The 20,112-nt window shown below is 64.7% G+C and carries 20 protein-coding genes; 16 read left to right on the top strand and 4 right to left on the bottom strand.

From position 1 onward, the window contains the following. Positions 1-9: 9 nt before the first annotated feature. Together LDO41_RS07475 and LDO41_RS07470 are read right to left on the bottom strand one after the other, a co-directional pair. Positions 10-888 carry a branched-chain amino acid ABC transporter permease gene (locus tag LDO41_RS07475; RefSeq protein WP_223983987.1) on the bottom strand — a complete coding sequence of 293 codons (879 nt, stop codon included), beginning with the start codon at positions 886-888 and terminating at the stop codon, positions 10-12. Between the two features lie 26 nt (positions 889-914). After that, on the bottom strand, positions 915-2,072 hold the full coding sequence (locus tag LDO41_RS07470; protein WP_377741440.1) for an ABC transporter substrate-binding protein: 1,158 nt from the start codon (positions 2,070-2,072) through the stop codon (positions 915-917). Between the two features lie 331 nt (positions 2,073-2,403). Between LDO41_RS07470 and LDO41_RS07465 the strand changes: the two genes are divergently transcribed. The 3 genes from LDO41_RS07465 to LDO41_RS07455 are packed head-to-tail and all read left to right on the top strand — an operon-like array spanning position 2,404 to position 4,850. Then, positions 2,404-3,360, top strand: a complete 957-nt coding sequence (locus LDO41_RS07465) for a polysaccharide deacetylase family protein (RefSeq protein WP_223983970.1) — start codon at positions 2,404-2,406, stop codon at positions 3,358-3,360. 4 nt (positions 3,361-3,364) lie between these two features. Further along, the gene (locus tag LDO41_RS07460) at positions 3,365-4,213 is read left to right on the top strand and encodes a GntR family transcriptional regulator (protein ID WP_223983968.1); all 849 of its coding nucleotides are present in this window, start codon (positions 3,365-3,367) and stop codon (positions 4,211-4,213) included. A 1-nt stretch (position 4,214) separates the two neighbouring features. Further along, a complete protein-coding gene (locus LDO41_RS07455) occupies positions 4,215-4,850 on the top strand; it encodes a flavin reductase family protein (RefSeq protein WP_223983966.1) in 636 nt (211 codons plus the stop codon). Between the two features lie 13 nt (positions 4,851-4,863). Here LDO41_RS07455 and LDO41_RS07450 read toward each other — a convergent pair whose 3' ends face one another. Continuing rightward, a complete protein-coding gene (locus LDO41_RS07450; RefSeq protein ID WP_223983964.1) occupies positions 4,864-5,442 on the bottom strand; it encodes a helix-turn-helix domain-containing protein in 579 nt (192 codons plus the stop codon). Between the two features lie 133 nt (positions 5,443-5,575). On the opposite strand from LDO41_RS07450, the gene kbl reads away from it, so the two are divergent. The 7 genes from kbl (at position 5,576) to LDO41_RS07415 (ending at position 13,172) form a co-directional block, all read left to right on the top strand. Beyond that, a complete protein-coding gene (gene kbl / locus LDO41_RS07445) occupies positions 5,576-6,787 on the top strand; it encodes a glycine C-acetyltransferase (RefSeq protein WP_223983962.1) in 1,212 nt (403 codons plus the stop codon). Then, on the top strand, positions 6,787-7,743 hold the full coding sequence (locus tag LDO41_RS07440; RefSeq protein ID WP_223983949.1) for an L-threonine 3-dehydrogenase: 957 nt from the start codon (positions 6,787-6,789) through the stop codon (positions 7,741-7,743). The genes kbl and LDO41_RS07440 overlap by 1 nt, the downstream gene beginning before the upstream one ends. A 255-nt stretch (positions 7,744-7,998) precedes the next feature. Continuing rightward, positions 7,999-8,505, top strand: coding sequence for a MarR family winged helix-turn-helix transcriptional regulator (locus LDO41_RS07435; protein ID WP_223983945.1), 507 nt, complete (start codon positions 7,999-8,001; stop codon positions 8,503-8,505). 5 nt (positions 8,506-8,510) lie between these two features. Then, entirely contained in the window at positions 8,511-10,595 is a 2,085-nt protein-coding gene (locus tag LDO41_RS07430; protein WP_223983942.1) for an FUSC family protein, read from the top strand. Continuing rightward, positions 10,592-10,804, top strand: a complete 213-nt coding sequence (locus tag LDO41_RS07425) for a DUF1656 domain-containing protein (protein WP_223983939.1) — start codon at positions 10,592-10,594, stop codon at positions 10,802-10,804. Before LDO41_RS07430 ends, LDO41_RS07425 begins: the two co-directional genes overlap by 4 nt. Next, a complete protein-coding gene (locus LDO41_RS07420) occupies positions 10,801-11,718 on the top strand; it encodes an efflux RND transporter periplasmic adaptor subunit (RefSeq protein WP_223983936.1) in 918 nt (305 codons plus the stop codon). Before LDO41_RS07425 ends, LDO41_RS07420 begins: the two co-directional genes overlap by 4 nt. Positions 11,719-11,759: 41 nt before the next feature. Next, entirely contained in the window at positions 11,760-13,172 is a 1,413-nt protein-coding gene (locus LDO41_RS07415; protein WP_223984310.1) for an efflux transporter outer membrane subunit, read from the top strand. Positions 13,173-13,182: 10 nt separating this feature from the next. Here the strand turns inward: LDO41_RS07415 and LDO41_RS07410 are convergent, their stop codons facing one another. Next, entirely contained in the window at positions 13,183-14,019 is an 837-nt protein-coding gene (locus tag LDO41_RS07410) for a FadR/GntR family transcriptional regulator (protein ID WP_223983933.1), read from the bottom strand. 172 nt (positions 14,020-14,191) lie between these two features. On the opposite strand from LDO41_RS07410, the gene LDO41_RS07405 reads away from it, so the two are divergent. From LDO41_RS07405 to LDO41_RS07380, 6 genes are all read left to right on the top strand, one after another. Continuing rightward, positions 14,192-15,391, top strand: a complete 1,200-nt coding sequence (locus LDO41_RS07405; protein WP_223983930.1) for an ABC transporter substrate-binding protein — start codon at positions 14,192-14,194, stop codon at positions 15,389-15,391. A 113-nt stretch (positions 15,392-15,504) separates the two neighbouring features. Then, entirely contained in the window at positions 15,505-16,362 is an 858-nt protein-coding gene (locus LDO41_RS07400) for a branched-chain amino acid ABC transporter permease (RefSeq protein ID WP_223983927.1), read from the top strand. After that, positions 16,359-17,360 (top strand): branched-chain amino acid ABC transporter permease, encoded by a 1,002-nt coding sequence (locus tag LDO41_RS07395; RefSeq protein WP_377741227.1) that lies wholly within the window; start codon positions 16,359-16,361, stop codon positions 17,358-17,360. Before LDO41_RS07400 ends, LDO41_RS07395 begins: the two co-directional genes overlap by 4 nt. Then, positions 17,357-18,124, top strand: a complete 768-nt coding sequence (locus LDO41_RS07390; RefSeq protein ID WP_223983921.1) for an ABC transporter ATP-binding protein — start codon at positions 17,357-17,359, stop codon at positions 18,122-18,124. The genes LDO41_RS07395 and LDO41_RS07390 overlap by 4 nt, the downstream gene beginning before the upstream one ends. Further along, a complete protein-coding gene (locus LDO41_RS07385; RefSeq protein WP_223983918.1) occupies positions 18,121-18,825 on the top strand; it encodes an ABC transporter ATP-binding protein in 705 nt (234 codons plus the stop codon). The genes LDO41_RS07390 and LDO41_RS07385 overlap by 4 nt, the downstream gene beginning before the upstream one ends. 33 nt (positions 18,826-18,858) lie before the next feature. After that, on the top strand, positions 18,859-20,112 hold the full coding sequence (locus LDO41_RS07380) for a Zn-dependent hydrolase (protein WP_223983915.1): 1,254 nt from the start codon (positions 18,859-18,861) through the stop codon (positions 20,110-20,112).

The following is a 20,112-nucleotide window of genomic DNA, read 5'->3' as shown; positions in this document are numbered from 1 at the left end:
CCGGGGCATTCATACTTTACGTACCTCCGCGCGGCCGAACAGGCCATCGGGCTTCAGCGCCAGCAGCGCGATCACGAGCGAGAACGTGATGATCTGCGTGTAGCTGGAGCCGAGCGACGCGGTCACGAGCGCTTCCGCCACGCCGAAGATCAGACCCGCGATCATCACGCCCCAGGCACTCGACAGGCCGCCGAGAATTGCGACCGCGAACGCCTTGAGGCCGAACACGGTACCCATGTCGGCCTGCACGTTGAACAGCGGCGCGATCAGCACGCCGGCCACGCCCGCGAGCAGTGTCGACAGCGCGAAGGCAACGGCGATCGTGCGGCGAATCGGAATGCCCATCAGGCGCGCGGCATCGCGGTTCTGCACCACGGCCAGCATCGCCACACCCCAGCGCGAGCGGCGCAGCACGTAATGCAGCACCGCGGCGAGCGCGAGGCCGACCACGGGAATCACAAGCTGCAGCGGATAGACGCCCACGCCGGTGTCACCAAGCTGCATGGAAGACATCGCCAGCGGCGACGGCAGGCTGCGTGGCTCGGTGCCGAACGCAAGCATCACCACGTTATCGAGCACGATGCCGAGCGCGACCGTGGCCATCAGCCATGCATTGGATCCGCGGCTGGCGAACGGCCGCACCGCGAGAAATTCGACGGCCAGTCCATACAGCGCGCACAAGGCCAGCGCGAGCAGGATCGCAAGCGGCATTGGCCAGCCGAACGTCTGCGCGAACGTGTAGGTCAGCACCGCGCCGAGCATCATCGAGCTGCCCTGCGCGAAGTTGACCGTCGCGGAGACCGCGTAGGTAATGTGGAAGCCGAGTGCCATGAGCCCATACATGCTGCCCAGGCCCAGCCCGCTGATCAGCGCGGAAATCCAAAGCATGGTGAATCCTTCTTCGGTGTTGCGAGTTACTTCGTGCTGCCAACCGGAACGATGCGGTTGTCGATGAACTGTGCCCACACATAGTCGTTCTCGCTCAGCGCGTCATGCGCCTGCGCGTTGAACGGCTTGACGTAGGTCTTGATCAGCCCCTCGTAGCGATCGATCTTGTAGAAGCCCTCGCGAATCGCCTCGCCCTTGGTGCTGCCGGCCTGTGCGATCGCCAGCGCCGCCAGCTGCGTGGCGTCGTAGGCGTTGGCCACGCCGACTGCCGGCGTAATGTCGTCCGGACCCTTGACGTCGCTGTACTTGGCCTTGAGCTCGTTGACCACGCGCGTGCTGACCGGCGTCTGCTGGCCGAAGAAGCTGTAGGTCTGCACGAAGTGGACGTTCTTCGCGTTAGGCCCCGCCAGTTCGGTAAAGCGGCCACCGGCCGGACCCCAGTGCGAGACCACCGGCACCTTCCAGCCCATACGGTCGAGTGACTTGACCACCTGCGCGGACGGGCCCACGTTGCCGACCATCAGCAGTACGTCGGCACCGGCGGCCTTCAGACGGCCCAGTTGCGGCACCACGTCGACATCGTTGGCCTCGAACTTCTCGATGCCGGCCGGCTTCATGCCCTTGGCCGTCAGCGCGGCGACGATTCCCTTCTCGTTCGACTCGCCCCACGGATTGTTGACGAGGATCAGGCCCACCTTGCTCGCGCTGAACGCCTTCTGTGCGTACTGGAGCATGGCCTTGTCCACCACCTCGTCAACGGCCGACACGCGGAACACGTAGTTCGGATTGGCGCCGTTGTGCGTGATCGCCGTGCCCGCGGCCCACGGGCCCATGAACGGTACCTTCTCCTGATTCGCGATCGGCACGATCGCCATCGACACCGGCGTGTCGAGGCCGCCGAACAGCACCGCCACCTTCTCCTTGTAGATCAGCTCGCGCGCGGCCAGCACGCCCTTGGCCGGATTGCCCTCGTCGTCACGACGCACGAGCTCGAGCTTGCGGCCGCCGAGCAGGCCGCCCTTGGCGTTGATCTCGTCGATGGCGATCGTCATGCCACGCGTCAGCGCTTCACCGGCGCGCGCGGACTGGCCTGAAAGCGCGGTGATCAGGCCGATCTTGATAGTGTCGGCGGCGTGGGCGGGCAGCGCGCAGAGCACGCAGGCGGCGGCGGCGACCGAAAGCATGGCGCGGCGGGCGGGACGATGGGGCTGGGACATGACGAATCTCCGTGAGGGCGGTTGGAAGCAGGCGCAAACGTGGGTAGCAAAAAAAACTGGCGAGCTTGCGGATTGCAAGAGCCATGCCACACGCGTACGCAAAACGCTCGCTCAACCGGAAACACGTGCCCCATCAACACGTAGACGATCTGGCTTGGTTTTTGCGAACGATTTGCCCAGCATGTTGCAGACGAAGATTCGGCTTATGTGTTCGCACGTTGCTGGTGCGCGATGAGCCAGAACGGGGCGGGCATGCCCATCAATGCAACATTTCTCCGACCAATCAAGGCAATCGTCCATGACGCATCCGTCCAGTCCGGCGTTCGGTCCGCTCCGCACGCACGGCCGCTTTCCGTACCGGCCCATCACCGATGTGGATCGGTTTCGCTGGCCCAATGGGGCCAACCTGGCTGTCTACCTTGGCTTCAATATCGAGCACTTCGCGTTCGGCGAAGGTCTTGGCGCCAATCTCGGTCCAGTCTCGCCGCAACCGGACGTGCTCAACTACAGCTGGCGCGAATATGGCAACCGCGTCGGGGTCTGGCGTTGCCTGGAGTTGTTTGATCAGCTCGAGATGCCGGCGGGCGTGTTGCTCAATACCGCGCTGTACGACCATTGCCCGGAAGTCATCGACGCCTGCGTCGCGCGCGGCGACGAGCTGATCGGCCATGGCCACACCAACGCGCATCGCCAGAGCGAGTTCGACGAAGCCGGCGAGCGCGCGCTGCTGGAGCACTGCCGCGCGCGCATTCGCGCGCATGCGGGCGTGGCGCCGGATGGCTGGCTCTCTCCGTGGATCTCGGAAACGCTGCACACGCCCGACCTGCTGACGGAGACCGGCTATCGCTACACGCTCAACTGGTGTCACGACGACCGGCCCGTGCGCATGGAGACGCGCGGCGGCCCGTTGTGGTCCATCCCATATCCGCAGGAGCTCAACGATATCCCGATGATCATGGCGCGGCAGATGGATGCCGCCGCGTTCGCCGACATGATCATCGACCAGTTCGACGAGATGCTGATGCAGGCGAACCACCCGCAGCATCCGCAACCGCTCGTGATGGGCATCGCCTTGCATCCGTACCTCGTGGGGCAACCCTATCGGCTGCGGCACCTGCGCCGCGCGCTCGCGCATATCGCCGCGCGCCGCTCCCACGGCGAGGTGTGGATGACCACGCCGGGCGCGATCTGCGACGCGATGGACCAGCAGTACCCGCTCGTGCGCGCGGAGACTGCCCTGACCGCTTCACGCTAATATCATGGCCACTGCATTCCCGATGCCTTCCATGCCTTCCCGAGTCTCCACGACGCCTGCCGCCAAGCCCGCCCCGCGCTCTGCCACGAAGGCAGGCAAGAAGCCTGTGAGCGCACGCATGCCAATACCGGCGGTGGATGCCGACGAGATCGACCATCACGATGACGACGAGAGCGGGAGCGACGGCAGTGTCGACGCCCGCATCTACCGCGCGGTGTTCGACGGTGTGCTCAATCATCGCCTGACGCCCGGCACCAAGCTCCCGGAGCCCGAACTGTGCCAGTTGTTCGGCGTGGGTCGCGCGGTGGTGCGGCGCGTGCTGGAGAAGCTTGCGCATGACGGCATCGTGGCGCTGCGTCCCAATCGCGGTGCGGTGATTGCGGAGCCGACGCCCGAGGAAACCAGCCAGATCTTCGAAGCGCGCCGCGCGCTCGAACGGGTGCTGGTGGAGCTCGCGGTGCAGCGCGTGACCGCGGCTGATCTGCGCGATCTGCGCCGCCAGCTCGATGAAGAGCACGACGCGATGCACCGCTTCGACCAGCCCTCGTGGGCGCGCCTGGCCAGCGGCTTTCATCTGCGCATTGCCGCGCTCGCGCGCAATCCGGTGCTGCAGCGCTACCTGACGGAACTGGTCTCGCGCTGCTCGCTGATCGTAGGGCTGTACGAACCGCCGGGCCACGCGCCGTGCGAGCACGACGAGCATGCGGCGATTGTCGCGTGTATCGAGGCGCGCGACGCGGCCGGGGCGGTCGCGCTGATGGAAGCGCATCTGAACGACCTCGAGCAGCGCATCGAGACCTCGCGCATGCAGGGCGAGAAGAGCCTGGCGCAGATGCTCGGACTCGGAGGCTGACATGGAAGTCGACTTCGAGCAGATCACCGAATACCAGCGCTACAAGCTGATGGCGAGCCTGATCGTGCCACGCCCGATCGCGCTGGTCACCACACTCGGGCCCGACGGCACTGCCAATGCGGCGCCATTCTCGATGTTCAACATGCTGGGCGAAGAGCCGCCGATCGTGATGATCAGCATCAACCGGTTGGGCGACGGCGCGCAGAAGGACACTGCAGCCAATATCGAGCGTACGGGCGAATTCGTGGTGCACCTGAGCGACGAGCCGATGGCGGAGAAGATGCATCGCTGCGGCGAACGGCTGCCACCGCATGTCAGCGAGCTGGCGCATGTCGGGCTGACGTCGGCACCGAGCACGTCGGTGGCGCCACCGCGTATCGTCGAGGCGCCGGTCGCGTTCGAATGCAAGCTATGGGAAACGCTGGCCACGGAAAGCCGCCAGATCTTTATCGGCCGCGTGCTGCGCCTGCATGCGCGCGATGGCCTGATCGACACCGAGACCTGGCGCGTGCGGCTGCAGGACTACTTCCCGGTGGGCCGCTTTGGCGCGAGCTTCTACGTGACCACGCGGGATCGCTTCTCGCTCGAGCGGGATGCCGGCAAACCGGCGGTATCGACGCCGATCGACGAGATCTGACCGCGGAAGGCGCTCAGGGGTGCATCACCACGAGCATCGCGGTGGCGGGGGTCTTGCCGGGGTTCGAGATCGCATGCGGCAGGTCCGCGCCATAGCGCGCGGTCTCGCCGTGCCGCAGCTTCTTTTCATCGTCGCCGGCGCGCACCGTCATCGCGCCTGACAGCACCGACAGGTGCTCCTGCGTGCCTGCCTCGTGCGGGTCCGACGCCAGCACGCCACCGGGCTGGATCGTCAATTCATACCATTCGAAGCGGCCGGCGAGCTCGATCGGACCCAGAATCCGCAATTCACAGCGCGTATCGGGGCTCTTCAGCGCCGGAATCGCGTGTTGCTGCACCACGGTAATCGATGGTACAGGGCGTTCGGCACCGCCATTCTCCAGAAAATCCGTCAGGCTCACGCCCAGCGCGTTGGCCAGCCGCCAAAGTACCGCCACGGTCGGATTGGCGAGATTCCGTTCGATCTGCGACAGCATAGACTTGGAGACACCGGCGCGGCGCGACAGCTCGTCCAGCGATAACTGCTGGCTTTGCCGCAGCGTCTGCAGCGCCGTGCCCACGGCTGGCGGGCCATCGGCGGCGTGGGATGCCACGGAAGGTGTCTTGGAAGACAGGGGAGGTTGCGCGGCCACTTTTCGTTCTGTATAGTGCACGAATCGTTCGTTATATGAAACTCGTTCGATTTATCGATCGAACGACCGAGACACTACCATCAGGAGTCGGCTCATGTCGAGTACACCGTCGAGTGCCGAGGCTTTCTACGCGTCTGTGCGTGCCGAGCTGGATGCCATCCGCAGCGCGGGACTGTTCAAGTCCGAGCGCATCATTGCCACGCCGCAGGGCGCCGTGGTGCGCACCACCGACCAGCGCGAAGTCATCAACCTGTGCGCGAACAATTATCTGGGGCTGTCGTCCGATCCACGCGTGCTCGCGGCGGCGCACGAAGCATTGCGCACGCACGGTTACGGCATGAGTTCGGTGCGTTTTATCTGCGGCACGCAGGATCTGCACAAGGAACTGGAAGCGCGGCTCGCGCGCTTTCTCGGCACCGAGGACACCATCCTCTACGGCTCGGCGTTCGATGCCAACGGCGGACTGTTCGAAACGCTGCTGGGCGCGGACGACGCGGTGATCAGCGATGAACTGAATCACGCATCGATCATCGATGGCATTCGCCTATCGAAAGCACGCCGCTATCGCTACAAGCACAACGACCTCGACGACCTGCGCGCGCAGTTGGCGCAGGCCGATGCCGAGGGCGCGCGTCACAAGCTCGTGTTTACCGATGGCGCGTTCTCGATGGATGGCACCGTGGCGCGGCTCGATGAAATTCGCGCGATCTGCGACGAATTCGGTGCGCTGCTTGGCATCGACGAATGTCATGCGAGCGGCTTCCTTGGCAAGCGCGGGCGCGGCACCCATGAGGCGCGCGGCGTTTTCGGCAAGATCGACATCATCACGGGCACGCTGGGCAAGGCGCTGGGGGGCGCTTCGGGCGGTTTCACCAGCGGCCGCAAGGAAGTGGTCGAGCTGCTGCGCCAGCGCTCGCGGCCTTACCTGTTCTCGAATACGGTGGCGCCGGCGATCGTCGGCGGCAGTCTTGAAGTGTTGAATATTCTCGAAGCCAGCACCGAGCTGCGCGACCGGCTTGAGCGCAATACCGCGTTCTTCCGTGCGGGGCTCGGCAAGCTCGGCTTTGATATCAAGCCCGGCGATCACCCGATCATTCCGATCATGGTGTACGACGCCGAACGCGCGCAGGCGCTGGCGCAGCGGCTGCTTGAGCTCGGCGTCTATGTGGTCGGCTTCTTCTTTCCGGTGGTACCCCGGGGGCAGGCGCGCATTCGCGTACAGATGAGCGCCAGCCACGACGAAGCGACGCTGCAGCGCGCGCTCGACGCGTTTGCGCAGGCTGGCCGCGAACTGGAGCTGATCTGATGTCGGAAGTTGCAACCTCCAAACCGCCGAAAATCCTGATCATCGGCGCCAACGGGCAGCTCGGCTCGGAACTCGCGGAGGCGCTCGCGGAGCGGCATGGCCGCGAAAACGTGATTACGTCGGACGTGGTGCCCACGGGGCGCCACCTGCACCTCACGCACGAGATGCTCAACGTGACCGACCGCGGCGAACTGCTCACGGTGGTCGAGCGGCACGGCATTACGCAGATCTATCTGTTGGCGGCCGCGCTCTCGGCCACCGGCGAGAAGGCGCCGCAGTGGGCGTGGAATCTCAATATGACCGGGCTGCTGAACGTGCTCGAGCTCGCGCGCCAGCACGGTATCGAGCGCGTGTTCTGGCCCAGCTCCATCGCCGCCTTCGGCCCCACCACGCCCGCGGTCAATACGCCGCAGAAAACCGTGATGGAGCCGACCACGGTGTACGGCATCTCCAAGCTGGCCGGGGAGGGCTGGTGCCGCTGGTATTTCGAGAACCACGGCGTCGATGTCCGCAGCGTGCGCTACCCGGGCCTGATCTCGCACAAGACGCCGCCCGGCGGCGGGACGACCGACTACGCGGTGGATATCTTCCATTCGGCGGTCAAGGACGAACCGTACACGTGCTTTCTGGAGCCCGATGCGCGCCTGCCGATGATGTACATGCCCGACGCGATCCGCGCCACGCTCGAGTTGATGGAAGCGCCGCGTGAGGCCGTGCGCGAACGCGGCAGCTACAACCTGGCCGGCATGAGCTTCACGCCGGCCGAGATCGCCGCCGCCATCCAGGCCCGCGACCCCCGCTTCGAGATCCGCTACGCGCCCGATTATCGGCAGGCCATCGCCTCCGGCTGGCCCGATTCGATTGACGACAGCGCCGCGCGCGCCGACTGGGGCTGGAGGCCCGAATTCAACCTCGACGCCATGGTCGAGGACATGCTGCGCAATCTGCGCACGTAATTTTTCCGATTCCACTAACCTGAAAGGGCGGCCACTGTAGCCGCCCTTTTTTTCGGCATCTGTGTTTCGTTACCGTGCGATCGCGCGCCCAGAATTCATCGTGGACGACCGATTTGCACGGCCTCACGCACGGGCCGCGAAGACGGTGGAAAAGTCGATCAAACCTCACATCAATACCATAGATAGTATGTGTATTCAAACTATTCCAAATGAAATAGTTTGCATTCTAATTATTGTGCGCCTATCATTCTGCCCATGAAACAGATAGACGCCCTTCGTTTCGCCTTCACCGGTCAGCTGATGCTGGCCGGTCGTCAATGGCGACAGATCAGCCACCACGCGCTGGCCCACCACAGTGTGTCGGCGGCCGCGGCTGCGCCGTTGCTGTTTATCCGTCGGCTTGGCGGGGGCGTGCGGCAGGTGACGCTGGCCGACTATGTCGGCGTGGAGGGCGCAACGCTGGTACGGCTGGTGGATCAGTTGTGCGCGGCCGGACTCGCGAAGCGCGAGGTCGATCCGCATGACCGGCGCGCCAACAGCCTGTCGCTGACGGAAGCCGGAGAGGCCGCCGCGATCGAGATCGAGGAGGCGCTGCGTAGCCTGCGTGCCGATGTGTTCGCCGGCATCAGCGCCGAGGACATGGCCGCGACGCTGCGTGTGCTGGAAGCGGTCGCGCGCGCGGCTTCGGCGGTAGGCGGCACCGGCAGCCATGCGGGCGCTGGCACCCCGTCCCGCCTGAACCCCGGCAAGGCGGAGGCCTGAGCGTCATGCCAAATTGGCCATCCGCGCGCGACTGGCTGTTCTCGGTCAAGGCGTTTATCGCCTCGATGCTCGCGCTCTGGATCGCGCTTTATATGGGATTGCCGCGGCCGTACTGGGCGATGGCGACGGTCTATGTGGTCGCCCATCCGCTGACCGGCGCGACGCGCTCGAAAGCGCTGTACCGCGTGGCGGGCACGCTGATCGGCGCATGCGCATCGGTCGCACTGGTGCCGATGTTCGTCAACGCGCCGCCTTTGCTGATGGCGATCGTGGCGCTGTGGGCAGGCGTGCTGCTGTACTTCTCGCTGCTGGACCGTACGCCGCGCAGCTATGTTTTCATGCTGGCGGCTTATACGCTCGCGCTGGTGGCGTTGCCTGCCGTCGACAATCCGGGCGGCATCTTCGATATCGCGATCGCGCGTTCCGAGGAAATCTGCGTGGGCATCCTGTGCGCGAGCGTGGTCGGCGCGGTCTTGTTTCCGACCAGCGTCACCGCCGTGTTTGGTGATCGCACGCGCCAGTGGATGGCCGATGCCACCGTATGGGCCACCGACATGCTGTCCCAGAACCCGCAGGCACGGGCCACGCGGCACAAAAGCCGGCACAAGCTGGCGGCCGACATTATCGCGCTCGACCAATTGATTACCCAGTTGTCGTACGACACCGACAGCGCTGGCCGCGTGCGCGCGGCGCGTGAGCTGCGCGGGCGCATGACGATGCTGCTGCCGGTGCTGTCGTCGCTTGCCGCCATCGTGGAATCGATGCAGGCGCACCATGGCGTTCCCCAGGTGCTGACCGCGCGCATGCGCGAAGTTTCGGACTGGATCCAGGCGGGCGCGGTGACGCCGCCGCCGAATGTCGACATGACGGTTGACATGACGGTGGACATGACTGCGGCCAACAGCGTTGAAGCCGTCGAGGAGGCAACGCAAGACGCCGACTCTGGCGCCGCCGGCGCAGACCGCTGGGATGCCGCCATGCTGACCGCGGCCACCGACCGGCTGCAGCAGATGGTGGCGTTGTGGCAGGACTGCGTGACGCTGTGCCGCGCGATCTGCAATCGCGAGAAGGGCGCGGACGAGCCGATGGCCGGCTGGACACCGATGTTCCGCCGCTGGGACGTGGGCGCGGCGCGCCACTATGACTACGGCATGATGTTGTTCTCCACGAGCACGGTCGCGCTCGGCATCTTCCTGATGGGCATGCTCTGGATCTGGAGTGGCTGGGCCGACGGCGCTAGCGCCGTGGCGCTGGGCGCGGTGGCATGCTGCTTCTTCGCGGCGGCGGACGAGCCGGCGCCGATGATTCAAAGCTTCTTCAACGCCAACGTGGTGGCGGTGGTGATGGCGATGGTGCTGTTGTTCGCGGTGCTGCCGATTGCGCAGAACTACGAACTGCTGGTGCTCTCGTTCGCGCTACCGTTCCTGGCGATCGGCTTGCTGATCGCGCAGCCGCGTTTTGCGCCGATCGGCCTCGCGCTGGGCGTGGTGACCGCCAGCGACATCGGCATCCAGGGCGTGTACAGCGCGGACTTCACGACGTTCTTCAACAGCAATATCGCGGGCGTGGCCGGCATTCTGTTTGCGCTGCTGTGGACGCTCGCGATGCGGCCGTTCGGCACGCAGGCCGCGGTGCGTCGCCTCGTGCGGGCGAGCTGGAGCGATATCGCCGACCACGCGCAGGTGACCGACGCCCGGAGCCACACGCACCATCACACACAGTTGCGCTCGCGCATGCTCGATCGCGTAGCGCAGCTCGTGCCGCGGCTCGCGGCCAGTGCCAGCGAGGTGTCGTCCGACGGTTTCAACGAAGTGCGCGTGGAACTCAGCACGCTGGCGTTGCAGCGCGAGCTGCCCAGCCTCGAGGCCAATCAGCAGCACGCGGTGCGCCGCGTGTTGCGCAGCGTGGCCGGGTACTACGAGGCGCGCCTCAAGGGCAAGCTCGATGCGCCGCCGCCCGCGCTCTGCACGCGACTGTCGCGCGCGCAATCGCTGGTCCGCTCGCCGATAGCGCTGTCCGCGCTGGTCGAGATGCATGTATCGATGTTTCCGCCGGCGGTGCTGCCGGCCCCCATTCCCGCAAAGCCATGAATCCCGGTGAAATCAACGTCTACGGTGTGTTCGTGCCCGTCCTGCTGCTCTGGATGCTGATCGCGTTCGCCGTCATGTCGGTGTTGCGCGCGGTGTTCGTGCGCGTGGGCTTCTATAGGCTGGTGTGGCACAGGTCCCTGTTCAATCTTGCGCTCTACGTGATCATCCTCGGTGGGGTGGTCTATTTCGCGCCGTTGTTCCAACTATGAAACTGAAAATCTCCTCCATCGGTCCGGTTGTGCTCACGTTGATCGTAGTCGCGGTCGGCGCGGTCGTCGCCAAGCATCTGTGGGACTACTACACGATTGCGCCATGGACGCGCGACGGGCATATCCGCGCGGACGTCGTGCAGGTGGCACCCGATGTGTCCGGGCTGATCACGCGCGTGAACGTCAAGGACAATCAGCGCGTGAAGCAGGGCGACGTGCTGTTCGAGATCGATACCGACCGCTTTGCGCTGGCGCTGCAACAGTCCCAGGCCACTGCCGCGTCGATCCGCGCAAACCTGGCGCAGGCGCGTCGCGAAGCCAAGCGTAGCCAGACGCTGTCGGACGTGGTGTCGAAGGAAGTCGTCGAAGAGGGCTTTGCCAAGGTGGCGCAGTACGAAGCCAACCTTGCGCAGGCGGAAGCCGCGATCGGCGTGGCCAAGCTGAATCTGCAGCGCACACGCGTGATCAGCCCGGTGGATGGCTACGTCAACGACAAGCTGCCGCGCCTTGGCGACTACGCGACCATCGGCCGTCCGGTGCTGGCCATGGTCGACGTGAACTCGTACCACGTGGAAGGGTATTTCGAGGAAACCAAGCTGCATGGCATCCATATCGGCTCGCCCGTCGATATGCGCATCATGGGCGAGTCGCGCGTGCTGCATGGCCGCGTGCTCAGCATTGCCGCCGGTATCGAGGATCGCGACCGCACCACGGGCGCCAATCTGCTGCCCAACGTGAACCCGACCTTCAACTGGGTGCGGCTGGCGCAGCGCGTGCCGGTACGCGTGGTGTTCGAGCCGATGCCGGAAGATATTCGCCTGATCGCGGGGCGCACCGTCACGGTGACGATACGCGATGGTCACAATGCCGAGGTCGCCACGCGCGAACCGGCTGCAACAGGAGTCTCGAAGTGAAACCCGTCGTTCATGTTCTGGCCTCGGTGTTGCTGTCGTCGATGCTGGCAGCATGCATGACCGTAGGCCCCGATTACAAGGTGCCGGAAAACGCGGTCGTCAACAATACCAACGCCAACGGTCCGTTCGACGTCGACAGCCCCGCGGTTGCCATCGCACCAGTGCCCGATGACTGGTGGCGTCTCTATGACGATCCGCGCATCGACGATTTCGTGAAGCAGGCGCTGGTCGCCAATACGGATCTGCGCGTGGCTGCGGCCAACCTGCGCCGCGCGATCGCGCTCTATCACGAGGTGGAATCCGAGAATCTCGTGCAGGGTTCGGTGCACGCCGACGTGGCCCGCGGGCTCATCGCGGCGGAGCCGCTGCTGCATGAAGACAAGGTGCCGGTCTTCAATTTCGGCGATACGGGCTTTCAGGTGTCGTACCTGATCGACTTCTTCGGCAAGCTCGCGCGCGCAGACGAAGCCGCGTTGGCCAATGCACAGGCCAGCCAGGCCGCGCTCGATCAGGCCCGCGTGGGCGTGGTGGCCGAAACCGTGCGCGCTTATGTGCAGGGCTGCACCGCCACGCATGAACTCCATGTCGCCGAGTATCAGCTGGCGCTGCAGGAGCGCGGCGTCGAGCTGGCGAAGAGACTGTCGGATGCCGGCCGCGGCCAGCCGGTCGACGTGCTGCGCGCGCAGGCGCAGGCCGATGCCTTGCGCGCCGCGCTGCCGAAGTTCAAGGACATGCAGGAAGTGTCGGCGTATCGCCTTGCCGTGATGATCGGCAAGCCGCCGACCGCGCTCGATGCGTCGGCAGTGGCTTGTACGGCCATTCCGAAGCTGCGCCAGCCGCTGCCGATCGGCGATGGCGCGGCACTGCTCAAGCGCCGCCCCGACGTACGTCAGGCCGAACGCGAACTCGCGTATGCCACGGCGCGTATCGGTGTGGCCACTGCCGATCTCTATCCGTCGATCAGCATCGGCGCGTCGGCCGGCTTCTCGGGCATTCTCGACCATCTGGGTCAAGGGCAGACCGCGCACTGGAGCGTCGGCCCGGGCGTCACGTGGAACCTGCCGACCAACGGCGTACGCGCGCGCATCCACGGCGCGGAAGCTGGTGCCGATGGCTCGCTCGCCAAATTCGACGGCGTGGTATTGAAGGCCCTGCGCGAAACCCAGACCGCGCTGTCGTCGTACTCGCGCGAACTCGAACGCAACGACGCGCTGCGCAACGCGCGCGACAAGTCAGAAGCCGCGGCAGGGCAGAACCGCCAACTCTGGCAAGCCGGCCGCTCGCCGTACCTCCAAAGCCTGGATGCCGACCGCACGCTGGCCAACAACGACGCCAATCTGGCGGCCTCCGACGCGCAGGTGGCGATGGACCAGATCAACCTGTTCCTCGCACTGGGCGGCGGCTGGCAGAATCCGCCCAAGATCGAAGAGCACAAGATCGCGGATAAGGATTGAGCGTTTCCTGCTAAGACTCGTCGGACTCTTTCGGCTTTAGCCAGGTCCGTCGGGTCATCTCCGAGTCGAGCACCAGTCGGCCATGGACCCGGCCGTTCATGCGCGTGACGTAATGCGTGCACTCTTCCATGTGCGCGGACATCAGTGCTCGTACTTCGCCGGCATCTCGCGCGCGCGCCGCTTCGAGGATGCGGCGGTGGAAGGAAACGTTCGCGGCCCCGAAACGCTCGTGTTCGCAGGCAGGGGTTTCGTTGCCGAAGACCACCAGCTGGCGCAGCATCTCGTTGATCAGTTCGCAGCAGAACCGCAGCATCGGATTCGGATTAGCCGCCGCCAGGATGTCGTGGAACGTCAGGTCTTCCTGGCGTTGGTCGAGCATCTTCGACTCGGCCGCTGCCTTCGATGCCGGATCGCAGAGGTCGATCGTGTGTTCGAGCGCCGCGAAATCGTCCTCGGTCAGATGGGCCACGGCCCCGGCGGCCAGTTCCGGTTCCAGCAGTCGCCGAATGGTGTAGACGTCGGCGATGCCGACGTCCTTGAAGAACAGGTAGTTCTGCATGAGCTGGAACGTGCGATCCAGCGGCACTTCCACGATCGTGCCGCCGCCGCCCGGTCCGGTGGAGACGCTGATCAGTCCCTGTACCTCGAGCGACTTCAGGGCCTCCCGGATCGTGCTCTTGCTGACGGAAAACATCTGCTGCAGCTTGACCTCGTGGGGCAGCTTGTCCCCGGGCCGCAGGTTGCGCTGCGTAATCAATCGCTTCAGCTCTTCGGCAACCAGATCCGCGCGCTTTTGCTTGCGGATGCCGATGGCGCCTTGCTTTGCCTCACGAAACATCGTCGACATGGTCAATCCTCGTTGAGGGTGGCGTTGAGCGTAGGCCGCTCAGGGCTGTGCGTAAACCCTGAGACCGGGTTGATTGACAACCGCTTTCCAGCACTCCTAAGATGATTCTATTCTATTTATCATGATAAATAGGATAAACCCCGCGATCCCCCCATCTATCGAGGAGTGAGCCGTGCACCGTCGTGATTTGCTGAAGTTGGCTGCGCTGTCGGCAGTCCCAGGCGTAGTGACCTCCCGCATCGCCTTTGCCGCAAACGAAGCCATCGAGCTTGGCTGTCCGGTACCGATGTCCGGTGCCTTCGCCGCGAACGGCAAGTTCGCAGACCTGGGAATGAAGCTGGCGGTGGAGCAGTACGGCAAGGTGCTTGGCCGTCCGCTGCAATACAGCGTGCTCGACACCGAAGGCAAGCCAGCCACGGCGGTCAGAAAAGTCCAGGAACTGGCGCAGCAGAAGTCGGCGCGCTATTTCGCGGGCGGCATCCTCTCCTCGGAATCGCTTGCCATGGGCAAGGAAGCAGAAAAGCTCGGTGGCGTCTTCATTACCACCGCGGGCGCCGACGAGATCACCGGCAAGGACTGCAACCGCGCGACATTCCGCTGGTCCGTGCCGACCTACGGGGCGATCGAGCGCACCGTGCGTCCGTTGATCGAAGCCATGCCGAAGGCAAAGCGCTGGTACACGATCACGCCGCAATACGTGTTCGGTGACGGGCTGCTTTCCGCGGCCAAGAACATCTTCAAGGAAAAGGGCATCGAGCACGTGGGCAACAGCTACCACGCGCTGGCCGAGAAGGAGTTCAGCGGATACCTCACCAATGCGCTGGCGGCCAAGCCGGACGTGCTGCTGATCCTGAATTTCGGCTCGCAATCGTCGGACACGCTGCGGCAGGCCGTGAGCTTCGGCATGAAGAAGAACACCACGATCCTCGTGGCGTGGGCGTCGGGACTGGAGCAATTCGAGTCGCTGGGCGCAGACCTGTGCGAAGGCGTCTACTTTGGCGCGCAGTACTGGCACGATGTGGATACGCCGCTGAACCGCGACCTGGTCAAGCGCGCGAAGGACAAGTTCAAGGCCAACCCGAACTACAGCCTCGCGGGCTCGTACATCTGCACGAAGATTCTGATCGACGGCATGATCAAGGCCGGCACGGCCGACCCCAAAGCCGTCGTTGCCGCACTGGAAGGCCTGAAATACGAGGGCCTGACCGGCCCCGAGGAAATCCGGGCCGGCGACCATCAGGTCCTGAAAAACTACTACCTGCTGAAAGGCAAAGCGAAGTCGGCGATGAAGGACAAAGACGACTACGCTGAAGTCGTGAGCGTGGGCAAGGCGTTCCTGCCGCTCGACCAGACGCAGTGCAAGATGGCCTAAGCCGAGCGAAGCCGCGGTCGTTCTGACCGCGGGCCTTCCCCGTCAAATCCGATGCACCGGGCCGCGCGGATCGTACCCCGGCAGTCCGGCGGCCTCATTCGTCCGTACGGCTTATGAACGTTTATCTGCTGCAGGTGATCAACGGCGTCGGCATCGGCATGCTCTACTTCCTGCTGGCAGTAGGGCTGTCGATCGTCTTCGGCCTCTTGCGCTTCGTGAACTTCGCGCACGGCGCGTTCTACGCGCTGGGGGCCTACCTCTGCTTCCAGGCGCTGCAGTTCGGCCTGAACTTCTGGGCGGCGCTTGTGCTGGCGCCGCTAATCATCGGCGCCCTGGCCTGGCTTATCGAGATCGTCTTGCTGCGCCACGTCTACGCGCAGCCCCACGAGTTCCATATCCTCATCACGGTGGGTCTTGCCCTTGCCGTTCAGGAACTCATCATCGTGGGATGGGGTCCGCTGGGCGTGGATGTCCCGCCGCCCGACGCTCTGCAAGGGGTCGTGATGTGGGGCGACTTCGTCTACCCGAAGTATCGACTCTTCGTGATCGGCTTTACGGCGCTGCTGGCGGTGGCGCTGTGGTGGCTGCTCGAAGGCACGCGTATCGGCAGTGCCGTGCGCGCGGGCAGCGAATCCACCGAGATGGTCTCGCTGCTCGGCATCAACGTGTTTCGCCTGTTCAGCCTGATGTTCGCGCTGGGCGCTGGCACTGCGGCCATCGCTGGCGTGCTCGCCGCGCCCATTCGCGGCGCGGAGCCGTTTATGGGCGTGGAAGCGCTTGGCGTCGCATTTATCGTGGTGGTCGTGGGTGGGATGGGCAGCTTCACCGGCGCATTGGTGGGCGGGCTGCTCGTCGGCATCGTGCAGAGCCTGATGAGCACGCTCTGGCCGGAAGGCGCGCGGCTGATGATTTATGTGGCGATGGCCGCGGTGCTGCTGCTGCGCCCGCATGGTCTGCTGGGGAGGGGATGACGATGTCCGGCACGAATTGGCTCTTTCGATACCGCTACTGGTGGCTTGCTCTCGGTGTCACGTTGCTGCTCCCGCTGCTGATCCGTTCGGGGACGCTCGCGACGGAAGTCCTTATCTACGCGATGGCGGCGATGGCCTGCAATCTGTTGCTGGGTTACACGGGCCTGCTGTCCTTTGGCCAGGGCATCTTCTTTGGGCTCGGCAGCTATGCCGTGGGGATTGCCTTGACACGCTTTGGCGGCCTGCCGATGCCGCTTGCGCTCGTTGGGGCGGCGGTGATCGGCGCGCTGGCCGCGGCGCTGGTGGGATGGTTCTCCATTCGTCAGCGCGGCACGTACTTCGTGATGCTGACGCTGGCGTTCGCGCAGATGTTCTACTTCATCGCGTACACGGTACCGGCACTCACCGGCGGCGATAACGGCTTGCTCGATATTCCGCGCCCACCGATTGCTGTCGGCGGCCACTCGCTGGTCGATCTGACCTCCTCATGGAGGTTCTATGGCTTTGTCGCGGTGCTGTTCCTGATCGTCTTCGCGCTGGTCCTGCGCGTCACGGAATCGGTGCTCGGCCGGACGCTGCTGGCCATTCGCGACAACGAAGAGCGCGCGCTCGCCGTGGGCTACAACGTTCGCGCGTTCAAGCTGCTGGCATTCGTGATTTCCGGCGCGGTCACGGGACTGGCCGGCGCGTTGCACGCGATGCTGACGGGAATCGCGCCGCTGGCCAATATCGACTATCACGCCAGCGAGATGATCCTGATCATGACGGTGATCGGTGGCACCGGCAACATCTTTGCCTCGGTGCTGGGCGCGGCATTCTATGTCCTGCTCGCCGACTGGCTGTCGACGCTCTGGCCGCGGTGGCTGATGCTGCTGGGGTTCCTGCTGATCGCCGTCAGCCTTTTCATGCAGCGCGGCCTGTGGGGCCTCTGCTCGACCATTGCGGCACGTTTGCGCGGCCTGCGAGGCAGCGCATCCACTCACGAGGAGCGCGCATGACGACACCCATCCTGGAAGCAACCGGCATCGTCAAGCAGTACGGCAAGTTCATGGCACTTGGTGGTGTGGATCTGCGCGTCATGCCGAAGACGATCCATTCGGTCATCGGCCCCAACGGTGCGGGCAAGACCACGCTGTTCCATATGCTCACCGGCACGCGGCCGGTCAGTGCCGGGCGCATCGTGTTCGAGGGCAGGGATGTCACCGGGGAAACCGATTACCAGCGCGTCCAGCGCGGCATCGCGCGCTCGTTTCAGGTGACCAGCCTGTTTCCGAGCCTGCCCGTGCGGGAGAACCTGCGGCTGGCCGCGCTCGGCACCGCACCCAGAAAAGCCATGAGCGGCTGGCGTCTGCCGACCGGAGATCTTGCCTGTACCGATATCGTCGATCAGGTGCTCGACCGACTGGAGCTGTCGCGCGTGGCGCATACGGCGGCCGGTGCGCTCTCGCATGGCCAGCAGCGTCGGCTCGAGGTGGGCATGGCACTCGCCGCGCGCCCGCGCGCCGTGTTTCTCGACGAGCCGACCTCCGGCATGGGCGTCGATGATCTCGGCGCGATGAAGCGGCTGATTCGCGGTCTGGTGCAGGACCATACGGTTGTCCTGATCGAGCACAACATGGATATCGTGATGGATATCTCCGACACCATCACGGTCATGCAGCAGGGCAAGGTGCTGATGGAAGGCGCGCCCGCGATCGTGCGCGGCGATCCGCGTGTCCGGGCCGCCTATCTGGGCAACATGATCACCGGAGGCAAAGCATGATGCTCGATGTGCAGGATCTTCACGGCTATTACGGCAAGAGCCATGTGCTACAGGGTGTCTCGCTGTCGGTCGGCGACGGCGAGCTCGTCACGCTGCTCGGTCGAAACGGCGCTGGCAAATCCACAACGCTGAAGGCGATCGCCGGGATCGTGGCGCCGCGCGGCGGGCGTGTGATGTTTCGCGGCAAGGATGTCACGGGCAAGCCGGCGTTTCGTACGGCGTCGGAAGGCTTGTGTTTCGTTCCGGAGCACCGGGGCATTTTCAAGCTGCTGACGGTCGAGGAGAACCTGAAGCTCGCGGCAAGAAAGGCGTCACCGTGGCAGCTCGAGGATGTCTACCGCATCTTTCCGCGCCTGCACGAGCGGCGGCGCAATGGCGGGGCGCAACTCTCGGGTGGAGAGCAGCAGATGCTCGCGATCGGTCGTGCGCTGATGAATCATCCGCGCCTGCTGATGCTCGATGAACCGGTGGAAGGTCTGGCACCGGTCATCGTCGAGGAGATCGTCGCGCAGCTCAAGGTGATCAAGGCCGCGGGCGTGCCGATTCTGCTCGTGGAGCAGAATCTGGAAGTCTGCATGCAGCTGGCTAACCGGCATGTCCTGATCGAGCAGGGCAAGGTGGTCTACACGGGCACCAACGAAGCGTTCCGCCACGACGACGCCGTGAAGGACCTGTATCTCGGCGTCGGCCTCGCTGGGTGATTCGGCATGTACGTCATGGCATTGGAGACACGCATGGGCAAGACAGGAGAGGCATTAACGATCGATGGCGCTCGGCTATGGAAGACGCTGATGCGTCTTGCCGAGATCGGCGCGACGCCCAAGGGCGGCGTCTGCCGCCTCGCGCTGACCGACCTCGACCGGCAGGGCCGGGACTTCTTCGTGAACGAGGCGAAGGCAGCGGGATGCGCGGTGCGCGTCGATGCCATCGGCAATATCTTCGCGCGCAGGGCAGGGCGTAACGACAGCCTGCCGCCTGTCATGACCGGCAGCCATATCGACACGCAACCCACGGGCGGAAAGTTCGATGGGAACTACGGCGTGTTCGCTGGTATTGAAGTCATCAGGACGCTCAATGACCATGGCATCGTCACCGAGGCGCCGCTCGAGGTCGTGGTCTGGACCAATGAAGAGGGCTCGCGCTTCGTGCCCGTCATGATGGGCTCCGGTGCTTACATCGGAGAGTTCGCGCTCGAGGGCCTGCTCGCGCAGACCGATCGGGATGGCGTGTCGGTCGGCGAGGCACTCGACGCGATCGGCTATGCCGGTGCCGCACCGCTTGGCGAAGGGAAGCCGCGCGCCTACTTCGAAGCGCATATCGAACAAGGGCCGGTGCTGGAGGCGCACGACACGACCATCGGCGTGGTCACCGGCGCGCTGGGGCAGCGTTGGTACGACGTCACGGTGACGGGTATGGAAGCGCATGCCGGGCCGACGCCGATGGCGCTGCGCAAGGATGCGTTGCTTTCTGCCGCGGAGCTGGTAGGTATCGTCAACCAGATCGCGCTGGACCATGCGCCGCATGGGCGCGGCACGGTGGGCTGCCTCACGGTCCATCCCGATTCGCGCAACGTCATTCCGGGGCGCGTCGCCATGACGGTGGATCTGCGCGCGGCCGACGATGCGCAGTTATCGGCCATGCATGATGCGTTGCAGAGCCGAGTGGAAGCACTCGCGGCGCGCCATGGGGTGGCCATCGATGTACGGCAGGTAGTGTATTTTCCACCGCAGCCGTTCGATGCGTCGTTGGTCGAGGCAGTGCGCGCGGGGGCCACGCGGCTTGGTTTCTCGGAGATGGACGTGATCAGCGGCGCGGGCCACGATGCGGTCTATCTCGCGCGCGTCGCGCCGACCGCGATGATCTTCGTGCCGTGCAAGGATGGCATCAGTCATAACGAGATCGAGGACGCGAAGCCCGAACACCTGGAAGCCGGCTGCAACGTGCTGCTGCACGCGATGCTCGATGTTGCGAAACCCATAAGCCAATAA

The organism is Cupriavidus pampae (assembly GCF_914271485.1).
In the GTDB taxonomy this organism is placed as follows: domain Bacteria; phylum Pseudomonadota; class Gammaproteobacteria; order Burkholderiales; family Burkholderiaceae; genus Cupriavidus; species Cupriavidus pampae.
The sequence above is the reverse complement of the archived record's forward strand: the minus strand, read 5'-3'. Positions and strand labels throughout refer to the sequence as shown.